This window comes from Verrucomicrobiota bacterium (assembly GCA_027622555.1).
GTDB lineage: Bacteria > Verrucomicrobiota > Verrucomicrobiia > Opitutales > UBA2995 > UBA2995.
On sequence record JAQBYJ010000157.1, the window covers coordinates 1 to 9,997 of the forward strand.

Annotated in this window: 9 protein-coding genes and 3 pseudogenes; 1 reads left to right on the top strand and 11 read right to left on the bottom strand. The window is 47.2% G+C overall.

Annotated elements, in window-relative coordinates; all coding sequences use genetic code 11:
• Positions 1–105: 105 nt before the first annotated feature.
• The 3 genes from O3C43_23040 to O3C43_23050 are packed head-to-tail and all read right to left on the bottom strand — an operon-like array spanning position 106 to position 2,490.
• Complete coding sequence (locus tag O3C43_23040; GenBank protein ID MDA1069365.1) at positions 106–774, bottom strand: DUF2130 domain-containing protein; 669 nt, start codon at positions 772–774, stop codon at positions 106–108.
• Positions 775–824: 50 nt separating this feature from the next.
• Positions 825–1,151 carry a hypothetical protein gene (locus tag O3C43_23045; protein ID MDA1069366.1) on the bottom strand — a complete coding sequence of 109 codons (327 nt, stop codon included), beginning with the start codon at positions 1,149–1,151 and terminating at the stop codon, positions 825–827.
• On the bottom strand, positions 1,144–2,490 hold the full coding sequence (locus tag O3C43_23050; protein ID MDA1069367.1) for a putative DNA binding domain-containing protein: 1,347 nt from the start codon (positions 2,488–2,490) through the stop codon (positions 1,144–1,146). The genes O3C43_23045 and O3C43_23050 overlap by 8 nt, the downstream gene beginning before the upstream one ends.
• 452 nt (positions 2,491–2,942) lie before the next feature.
• Here O3C43_23050 and O3C43_23055 point away from each other — a divergent pair, with 452 nt between their 5' ends.
• A complete protein-coding gene (locus O3C43_23055; protein MDA1069368.1) occupies positions 2,943–3,920 on the top strand; it encodes a 2-hydroxyacid dehydrogenase in 978 nt (325 codons plus the stop codon).
• A 591-nt stretch (positions 3,921–4,511) separates the two neighbouring features.
• Here the strand turns inward: O3C43_23055 and O3C43_23060 are convergent.
• The 8 genes and pseudogenes from O3C43_23060 to O3C43_23095 form a co-directional block, all read right to left on the bottom strand.
• Positions 4,512–6,608 (bottom strand): alkaline phosphatase D family protein, encoded by a 2,097-nt coding sequence (locus O3C43_23060; protein MDA1069369.1) that lies wholly within the window; start codon positions 6,606–6,608, stop codon positions 4,512–4,514.
• Between the two features lie 71 nt (positions 6,609–6,679).
• Positions 6,680–6,823, bottom strand: a pseudogene (locus tag O3C43_23065) (DUF2237 family protein).
• Positions 6,824–7,151: 328 nt separating this feature from the next.
• The gene (locus O3C43_23070; protein ID MDA1069370.1) at positions 7,152–7,874 is read right to left on the bottom strand and encodes a SurA N-terminal domain-containing protein; all 723 of its coding nucleotides are present in this window, start codon (positions 7,872–7,874) and stop codon (positions 7,152–7,154) included.
• 8 nt (positions 7,875–7,882) lie between these two features.
• Entirely contained in the window at positions 7,883–8,701 is an 819-nt protein-coding gene (locus O3C43_23075) for a peptidylprolyl isomerase (GenBank protein ID MDA1069371.1), read from the bottom strand.
• Positions 8,702–8,742: 41 nt separating this feature from the next.
• Positions 8,743–9,009 (bottom strand): hypothetical protein, encoded by a 267-nt coding sequence (locus O3C43_23080; GenBank protein MDA1069372.1) that lies wholly within the window; start codon positions 9,007–9,009, stop codon positions 8,743–8,745.
• Positions 9,010–9,030: 21 nt separating this feature from the next.
• Positions 9,031–9,384 (bottom strand): annotated as a pseudogene (locus O3C43_23085) (DUF374 domain-containing protein).
• A pseudogene (locus O3C43_23090) lies at positions 9,381–9,518 on the bottom strand (electron transfer flavoprotein subunit alpha/FixB family protein). Before O3C43_23090 ends, O3C43_23085 begins: the two co-directional pseudogenes overlap by 4 nt.
• 247 nt (positions 9,519–9,765) lie before the next feature.
• On the bottom strand, positions 9,766–9,997 hold a 232-nt coding region (locus O3C43_23095; GenBank protein MDA1069373.1), incomplete at its 5' end, for a hypothetical protein.

A 9,997-nucleotide genomic window follows, 5' to 3' on the forward strand; every position in this document is an offset into this window, starting at 1 on the left:
GGCTGAAAAGATTTTGGATTGGAAATTACCACGGTTGATAACGTGATAACACGCTCCTGGGTACTCTACTCTCAACTTCCGTGCCATGCAGATCAAAGAAGATGCTCATTGGATTTTTGTCAATAATGAAGATATGACCCCGTTTTTGTGCCCCGTTTTTGTGCCCCGATCTTTGATTTGAGTCTCATACTTATCCTTCAGCGCTTTTTCAGATACTTCTTTTTGAAGAGTTGATTGTTCTAGGTTGTGTTTAAGTTGATCACGTTCTTTTTCTACAACACTCACCGCTTCAGTGATAGCCAGCTTCTGGCTGACTTCCTTGGCCTCTAGTTGACTTTTCAGCTCTTGGATTTCCTTTTCCTTCTGGGCGGATGCTTCTTGCAGCTCTTTTGCTTTCTCTACCTTTGCCAGCTTCGATTCATTCTCACGGTCAGCTTTAGCTTGCTGTAGTTGATTCGCGAGTTGATCTCGCTCCTTCTCTACAACTGCTACAGCTTTCGCTACAACTAGTTCTAGTTGCGTTTTCCCCGACTCTAATTGGGACTTTAGCACCTGAATTTTAGAGTCCTTCTTTTGGGCTTCGGATTGAAACTTTCGGTTTAATTTCTCTTCTGCCAGTGCGAGCTCATTAGCCTTATCTTTTTCGGCTAATTGAAGACGTTCTTTAAGTTGTTCTTCAAACTCATGGTCACGGACCTGCTTGAGTATATCAGCGTATCCGGTCTCATCTACCTTGAAGGCTTTTCCACAGTGAGGGCATGAAATCTCGTTCATAGATTTGTAGTGATTAATTTTTAAGTGGTGCTGTGTAGTGGCATTGAAGCTTATGATCTGGTGAAATTCGTGCCGAGCTGAGGGGAGCCGTCTGAAACGAGGCGCATGATTGCTTTTTTGCTCTCGTAGAGATCGGCGGCGGAGTAGGCTTCGAGCTGCTTGATGACCGCTTCGATTTCCTGTGGCGTGATGTGGTCGGCGACGTATTGCTTGGCGAGGAATGCGCGCAAGTCGGCTTTGATGAGAACCTCCTGCGGCTGGCGCCCTGTCGCGCCGTCAGGCGGGTCAATTGCCTCGCCCAACAGGTGCGGGTAGCCTTCGGCTCCGAGGAGCTCGATGATGGCGGATTCTAGTTGGACTTCGGTGAATTTAACCATCGTTGACCTCCCAATGACCGCCTCTTGCTGGTCCTCTGCGTTTAAGTACTCCACTCTCGCGCAGTTTCCTAAGGTTTTCTTCTGTTTTACGTACAGAAATCCCCAACTCCTTGGCCAGTTTTGCAGCAGACATCGTGGAATTCTCACGAAGCATGGCTACTATGCGCTGCTGATTTTCGTTAAGTTTTTCACCGACCTTTTCACCGACCCTTTCACCGACCTTTTCACCGACCTTTTTCGATTGGGGGCGTAGTAATTCGACGAGGATTCCACCAGAGCGTTCGGAAATGACTGGAGCAGCCAAACCGGAAGCTTTGCAGGCCTCACTGATCTTTTCCACACCGCGTCCCCAGGAGTCGATATAACCGGCTTTGTAGCAGACCTCAGCAATTAGAGGATTCCGGGGGATGGACTCATGTGGCTGGAATAGCTGCTCGATGCTCAATTCCTCGGGCAAGGTGCCAGCATTCCACAAGGTCAGACGATTGTCATAGACTTTCATCTGAGTCATGCTGCCCAGGTAGTTGCGGTGAACCAGAGCGTTGAGCAACATTTCACGGAGCGCTTCGACGGGATACTCCAGCTCCTCGATGCGTTGGATGCCTTCAAAGCGAACGGGTTTGGTCAGGAACTTTCTCTCCAGCTGTTCGATGGTCTCGGGCAGCACCTGCATAAGGTTTCCTTCCACAACCTCCTGAAATCTTAGCTCGGTCTCGCTATCGCCAAAACGGCCAATCTTAACAAAGAGGTTCGGGTAGAACTCTCCCGGATCTTTGCCGAAAAGAACCAGCGCGGCGCGGGTAATGCCCTCGCGTGTGGTGAGTCGAAGCTTCTTAAGAATATCAACATCGGACAAATCCGATAAGTCCGGTAATCGTCCTGCTTTGGTCGCATCCGTTTTAAACCTTTCGATGGCTTTCGGATCCATGTCGTCGATAGTCGCGTTTGCTTCGATGACTCGGTCCCAGGTCATTCCCATTTTCTTGAGCAGAAAGTCATTGAGCGCAGCGCCCTTGAGTTCCTGCTTCACGCTGCCGGAGCGCCAGTAGTAGGCGCCACGCAGGGAGATGGGCACGGTAGACGGAGCGACACGGATCTCGAGAAACGGCTTTCCGTCCTTCTCATGTAGGTCGACACGAGGCATCAGTCCCAGCTTATCCCGGATTTTGTTCGGCAGGTCCTCCAGAAGCTTCTCTGCATCTGCAAGCCCAATGATATTACCTTCATCGTCCTTGCCCAAAACCAAGGTTCCACCCTCGGCGTTGGCGAAGCCGCAGATCCACTTCAAATAGTCGTCATGCCACGACGCCTTCCATTCTATACGTTGGCTTTCGGGCATTATTCGATTTTGGAAAACGCCCAACCCTTATGGTTAGCATGAATCCTCTTAACTAGCTTATTTTCAATAGATTCCATGGTTTAGGGATGCCTTAAATTTTCACAAATTGCACGGTCATTTTGTGAAGTTATTTTAGGACGTGGATTCTCACCCTTCGCCCCTACCTCCATCAACAGAGATCACCAAAAAATCTATCGCCTGCGGGTCCCAATCTTGTACAGAGTCAAGACCTGACGTCCTTTGGTTCCTCTGACGTCCTTTGGTTCCTCACCCCTTTAGTTGTCCCTTACGCGTTAGTTTCGAGAGATAGGGTCGATGTCAATATATCATATTAGGTCGGCCGAGATAAGAGTCGAATCTTCGATACTCGGTATGTATTGGATTCCTTTTGACTCCGTTTAGATTATAACTTGTGCTGTATTGAAGGCGTTTGAAACCTTTGGGTCATCAATATGAAACAAAACACTCCAATCAAAATCCTAACTCCTTATCGTGTGCTCACCCATGAGAATTGGCCGGGTGAAACGCCCGTTGAATTCCATTATGCTGACGATGAGGCCGGGATGGCGGCTAAAATGCCAGAAGTCGATGTTGTCCTCAGCATGTATTTTACAAAAGCAATGGGTGCCATGGCAGGCCCTCTCAAGCTGGTGCAATGCGCTGGCATCGGTTTCGACAAGATCGATCGTGACGCCGTGCCTGAGGATTGCCCTATCGCCAACGTGTCCGAGCACGACAATGCAATAGCAGAATGGGTATTGATGGTTATGCTGGCAATGGAAAGAGAGATGATCCAGGCCGACCAAGCGGTGCGGTCTGGCAACTGGGACAGACTCTTCGAAACGACGCAATGGTCGATGGAATTGCGACAACGGACGCTAGCGATTATTGGGCTCGGGCAAATTGGTCGCAGAACTGCTGAACTTGCTAAGGTGTTTGGGATGCGTCTCATTGCCGCAACGCGAACCATTCCATCAGACGGTGAAGCGACCCAGCTTGGTTTGGACGCAATTAATGGCATGGATGACCTCGATAGGGTGCTAGAACAGGCTGACTTTGTTATGTTATCACTTCCTCTAAATAAATCAACCGAAGGGTTAATTGGGGAGCACGAGTTGGCTTTGATGAAGCCGACTGCCTGCTTGATCAATGTAGCACGTGCAAAAGTGGTTGTCGAAGAAGCGCTCTTTGATGCGCTGCAACGCAAGCAAATTAAGGCAGCAGCCCTTGACGTGTGGTACAACGAGCCGGACGGTCCGGGCGAAATGACAATGCCCGCGTCATGCCCGTTTTGGAAGTTAGACAATGTGATTATGGCACCCCATGCATCTAGTCTGACCACGGGTATGTTAGCGCGGAAGCTTCAATTCATGGCACAGAATATCGATCGCCTGGCTCGTGGTGAGAAGCTGAAAAATATCATTGCCTAGCTAGTGGGTGCGAAAGGGTTATTCCTTGAACCGTGAAAAACTCTTGTATCCAGAAACGAGTTACAAGTATCTAGAAACTATCGATAAAGCCGGAATGAAGTAAGGGATCTGCTCCTCTCCCTTCTGCTCCTCTCTCAACTTGCAGGTAATGTTAGCCTTTGGCGGGGTGTCGTCTTCGACTTGGTAGCGTTTGATCCCTTCGACCACCCCAGCGCAAAAAACCGGGCGACCCATAAATCCAGCTTTTGAATGACTCCTAAGCTGGTGGAGACCTAACGTATTTGGTAATTATATACACGACCATCGACACTGAAATCCGCTCTCCAAAAAAACTGGAACTGGGCGATAAGCATTTGGAATGATAGTCACCCAGCCTGAGACTATAGGAAGCTGCAAACCCATTCAATGGCATGGCAGCTTCTGGCTACCTCCTCTTGTCGAAAGTACAGACCTGACCTCATTTACTCCTTCCCGGATATGAAATATGAACATTGATCCTTTTTCTCCTTTCTGACGCTTTTACCTACCGGTGGAAACTCTAACTACTGTGGCACGCCAATCCCCAACGGGAGAAACGGAGTTTCGTTTCCATCAGCTCCTTATTCCCATCACAGGCTCCTCGCCCTCCACCTTGACAAGATTGAGTTCGGGTTTTTCGCCTGACTTCCATCTGTCAACTGAATAGGTAACCTTCCTTATAGCAGGAGGTCCATCGTTTCCAAATTTTCGTACGGGTTCCGGGATCGTGACAAATTCCACTTCCAGCTTTTCCTTCGTATAGCGTGCCAGCAGAAAACCGTATGCGTCATTGTCTGCATAGTGCATGTGAGGATTTATATCGTCGCGCTTCTTCCTTTCTGCATCCTCCATCTCCCCCTTGGCCATCGCCTTCGCAGCAAGCGCTCCGTGGATCAACCAGGCATTTAATGTCGGTGCCATTTTGTTGTAGTAGCCAAGCGCTTCTCCATCTCCTACGACGAGGTCAGCCAAATCTTCATTATCCTGAGTGACAGAATTCTGAACGACCATTCGGCAAGGTGCACTGATACCGGCACAGGCAAACTCGGGGATAACCGCTTGCGGATTTTCTCCCTCGTAATCGTCGTAAATATATCCCGCGTAATGTGCGTGGCGATCACCCGTCAAGGACACCACGTTAGCCAATTTTTGGTCTTTGATGTAATTCATCATTTCTCGACGTTCGATGGGGTAGCCATCCCAGGAGTCGGACCAGAAGATCCCTCCTTTCGTTCCTCCTTCTTTAAACGATACATCAAAACCAAAACGCATAAAAGGGGTGTTGTTTATAATGGTCTTCCACACGGCGCTGCTTTGCTCGAGCGAACCTTTCAGCCACCCTTTTTGCTTACGACCGAGCAGTGATCCGACTGGAGCGGTTTTTCGCACATTCTCAACCACCTTTCCTTCGTAGATCACTGTATCCGGAGGGTTGCCGTTATTCGCTGTTCTACCGGCATTCATCGTTTCCACAAAAGCCGGGTCCAGGGGATCTGAGGGATAGGGTACTAGTCCAGCTGAAAGGATTTCATTAGGAACTCCACGATCTCCTCGATAGCTTCGCCCATCGATGGCGAAAAGATCTACCAACTTTCCCCACCTTAATGATCTATAGATTGCGATCGAATGGATGGCCTTCAGGTTGTTGGGTTCCAGGTTTAAATAATCGTCATCAAAATCCGGTTCCTGAACATCTTTCAACTGGCCTGGGTGTTCAAAATCCTTGGCGTGATTTTCACCCATGGGACCCTCCCAGGCCGTATTCAATGCACAAGGCATGTATTCAAACCATGCCTGGTTGGCGTCTACCTTTCGGTTTTGATAAACAGTATCTTTGAGGTGTGACTGCCAGTAGTCATTTACCAACTCATGATCATCCCAAACATAGACGAATGGAAAAAGCCGCCTTGCTTCCATGAGATCAGGATCGGAAATGTATTTCTGATATAAATGGCGGAAATCGTTGAGGGATATTGCACTCATCGTTCCGTTCTTCACTTTCTCACCATCTGGAAACGGCAAGACCGTTCGCTCGGTACCATCTGAATTAGTCAGGTTTCTCTCCTGGCCGTTTAAGTCCGGAACGTCCGCAAAAGTAGTTTCATATAGAAAATCTCCTGTGTGAATAATCAGGTCTATTTTTCTGTCATCGGCTGCATCTGCGTCGTCATTGATCAATCGCCGATAGGCGCTGAAATATCCAAACATGTAATGCTGGCATGAAGCCACAGCGACTGAGAGTTCAACTTCATCCTCATGCCTGGGAGCAGTCCAAGTTCTGCCTATCGGACTGACGCTGTCATCAGAAGCAATGAAGCGATAATAGTATGTCGTTTGCGAGTCCAATCCATTTAGTGCTACGCGAACCGTATGGTCTCTCTCATTCTGAGCCTCCACGTTTTGTTCTACCAAGACAGACTCAAATGTTTCGTCATGGCAGACTTGTAGAGTGAGATGAATAGCTTCCTGTTTTCCTTCTGTATCCAGAACATGGGTCCACAAAACAATTGAGTCAGGCTGTGGATCCGCCGAAGCGACCCCCTGAGGGAAAGTAAATCGTTTAGGCTTATCGGTGGCGACGCGACGACAACCCGCAAAAGGCAATGCCGAGGCTGTAAATACGAAGTAACCAGAAGAAATGAGCTTTAGGAATTCGCGGCGCGTATGCATCGTTCTTAATGTGGGTTTGCTGATAGGAAATTGCTTTTCAGCGGCGAAGCCGCAGAGGTGGGGGTTTTTTCGAGAAAGGGATCGGTAACCTGGACGCAAATGGTGTGCATGCCCCGGTCGTCCGAGCAAGTATCGCATTTTCCATTGCGAAAATATCCCGTCATGGGAGATTCGCTACAGGTAATTAATTCGGTTCCTAATACGTTGAGTGCCATCGAATCACGATTGTGATTCAGCAATCCGAGTCAAGGTTGAGTCCAAATTTGTTCCTCTGGTCCAACCGATTCGTGGATTCAATCACAGATTTGAAGCCCAATGTTAACTTTAACGATAAAACGTTAGTTTTGGCCATTACTTGTTAGATTGGTTTGCACACGATAAAATACTTTATCGGATCCAGGGTTTGGCTGATAGGAATTTGCTTTTTAGCGGCGAAGCCGCAGAGGTGGGGGTTTTCCGCCGTCGCCCAAGGGCTATGGCGCGACAGGTAGGGGGAGGAGTGAAAACTGGAAACATAGAGAAGGAGATTTTAGGATTTCTGTGTTAGTGGTGAACGGTATTAGAGGATGAGGGCATTATTATTGGCCACATAGCATCTGAAAAGTCAATCTTCCGGAGGATCTCCCGTTTATTTGAACTGATAGGAATTTGCTTTTTAGCGGCATAGCCGCTGAGGTGGGGGTTGTGTTCTTCAACAACAATTTGCCGCAAATAAACACGCTCTTTGGTCTTAAAGCTTTCTAAGTTCTGTTGATAATAAAGTCTGAGTTCTTCGGTGCTGGGAGCTTTGATTTTCTCTGAGATGAGATCAAAAACCTTTTTTTCAATTAAGCGTGCCTTTAACTGTTCTTGCCACTCGCTAAAAGAAATATTTTCTTCGGCAAGAGTCCTTCTAAAAGTGACATCATCTGGATAAGATGCCCGCAGCCGAGCGGCCTCTGAATCGAGTTCTTGATTTGAAACACTAAGGCCTTTCGAATCTGCATAATCCAGCACCAAAGACCGAGTAATAAAATTTTTAATGATCTCTTCTTTAATAAAACCTAAATTCTCGCTGCTTTTTGCAGATAACGAATCTAAATCTTTAAGGCGACGACCCAATCTGTTTGAAAAATCTTTGAGCGTCAAAGTGCGCGAATTGACTTTCACAATTGCTTGCTGAGCATTGACCTTTGGATTTTGAGCCGTGCATCCCAAAAAATGAAAAGCCATCGTACCCATGAGTAGAGCTTGATAGAAGGCTTTCATTTTCAAAGGATTAGTCATCGTAAGGCTTATTTAATCAGACTTTGATTGGTTTTAACGGGGTATTGCCTTTTCAGTTTTGCGAAATAATCATCCAGCAAACCTTTGCGCTTCTCATTGAAGACGGCCTGGCGAATTTGAATTCTATTGGCCTGTTCGAAAGAGGCTCGTCCGGTGACTTTCATGATGTGAAATCCAAAAAGAGTTTCCACAGGACCTACAATTTCACCGGTTTTTGCGGCTTTAGCAGCGGCATACACTTGAGGCATCACGGTTAAAGGGGATTGAAAGCCCGCATCACCACCAAACTGTTTTGATAAAGTGTCGTCAGAATAAAGTCGAACAAGCTCATCAAAAGGCCTTTTTGATTTTTTAACATCAGCGAAAATTTCTTGAGCTCGCTTTCGAGCCTCTTCTTTTTGTTCTGCCGTGGCACCGGGCTTCACATCAACTAAGATATTACTATACCGAATCGAAGGATTTCGTGCGTACCAAGCCTTCATTTCTGCTTCTGAAATTTGAATTCTTTGAGCCTTTTCGCCAAGCTCTTTTTCGAGGAGAACTTTGTAAAGTTCTTGACGGTAGCGCTCTTGGAAAACAGCATCATTTTTTAGATTTCGTTTTTCGGCCTCCAAGAGTCCAAGCTCGTATCGAACGAGATCTTCTAAAAATTCGCTCTTGCTTGGAACGGGTCCGCCACTTGAACTAACGGCATCGAGGACTTCTTTATATTTTTTGTTAAACTCTTCAGAAGTGATTTTCTTTCCACCAACATCAGCCAAGACGGCATTTGTTTGAGCAAAAGAAAAATGTGTGAAAAACAAAGTGATTAAAAATAATCGAATCATGAAGCCCCCATCCTTAGGTCATTAAAACGCTAGCATCAGCTTTATGATTCAGCAATGAAACCCTGGGCTTGCTGATGAGCGGCATTAATTTGCTCAGCCACTTCGCGAGTCCACTTTTCATCGAGCTCAGCCTGCTTGTTTGGAATTTCAATGGGACCCGTCCAAACAATATTAAGTTTTGCAAAAGGTTTTGGTAAGTAAGCCTTATTCCAAGACTTTTCAAAAACCCAAGCGCGATCGCAAGAAATTCCAGCGCAAAAAATCGGAATCTGTAAATTTTTTGAAGTTTCCAAAACACCCAGCTTCACCTGATGATAAGGTCCCCTGGGACCATCCACTGCAAAACTACAGTTCGCGCCCTTTTTTATAAGCCGCACAAGTCCTAAATATCCACTGACAGCGCCTCGACTTGAAGAACCGCGAACGACCTTTGCACCCAAGCGTTTAAGTACGACAGTCATAATTGCACCATCTTTACTGTGTGAAGAAAGTGTAGCGATTTGATATCGACTTGAGAGTTGAATGAGTGCGAGCTCATCACCGTGCCAATGGGCAAGGAGAACCGCTTTTTTATCTTTCAGTCTTTGAGTCAAAGAGGCAGGCTCTTGAACAGAGACCCGCCAGGTGAAAGACAGACTTCTATAAAGAAGCCATGCCAGGTGACCTAGAATCCAAGCTCTCACCGACCCAAAACCTTACGAAATTCTTCCGTGAGTTTGGGCATTACTTCGAAAAGATCACCGACGATTCCGTATGTGGCCTTCTGAAAGATTGGGGCGTTGGCATCATTGTTAATCGCAACAATCACTTTTACTGATAGGAATTTGCTTTTTAGCGGCATAGCCGCTGAGGTGGGGGTTGTAGGGGGAGGAGTGAAAACTGGGAGCATTGGTAAGAAGATTTGACGATTTCTGTGTTAGTGGTGAACGGCCTTAGAGGATGAGGGCATTATTATTGCCCACATAGCATCTGAAAAGTCAACCTTCCGGAGGATCTCCCGTTTATTTGAGGAAACGTGTACAGAGGGAGGTGAAACAGTTTCCGTGAAAGCTGGTTTTATTGGGTCAATCCGTCCAAAAGACTGGTTCTTTGTCGTGAGCCCAGGGTTCAGGATCTTCGATGACGAGAAGAAGTCCGTTATCCAGTTGTTCGACTTTCGGCTGTTCCCGGGTTGTTGGTGATTGTTCGGGCTCCTTGTGCTCGTACCGAAAGCGTTCCTTGGGCCAGGGATACCTTTGGGCGGTAGGCATTCGGTAGGGGTCCTGTTCGTAGTCGAGATCTATGACCTGACCATCC

Bases quoted from the DNA above. Each gene is read 5' to 3' on its own strand.
- O3C43_23040 (MDA1069365.1), bottom strand. From the start codon at position 774: ATGAACGAGATTTCATGCCCTCACTGTGGAAAAGCCTTCAAGGTAGAT.
- O3C43_23045 (MDA1069366.1), bottom strand. From the start codon at position 1,151: ATGGTTAAATTCACCGAAGTCCAACTAGAATCCGCCATCATCGAGCTC.
- O3C43_23050 (MDA1069367.1), bottom strand. From the start codon at position 2,490: ATGCCCGAAAGCCAACGTATAGAATGGAAGGCGTCGTGGCATGACGAC.
- O3C43_23055 (MDA1069368.1), top strand. From the start codon at position 2,943: ATGAAACAAAACACTCCAATCAAAATCCTAACTCCTTATCGTGTGCTC.
- O3C43_23060 (MDA1069369.1), bottom strand. From the start codon at position 6,608: ATGCATACGCGCCGCGAATTCCTAAAGCTCATTTCTTCTGGTTACTTC.
- O3C43_23070 (MDA1069370.1), bottom strand. From the start codon at position 7,874: ATGACTAATCCTTTGAAAATGAAAGCCTTCTATCAAGCTCTACTCATG.
- O3C43_23075 (MDA1069371.1), bottom strand. From the start codon at position 8,701: ATGATTCGATTATTTTTAATCACTTTGTTTTTCACACATTTTTCTTTT.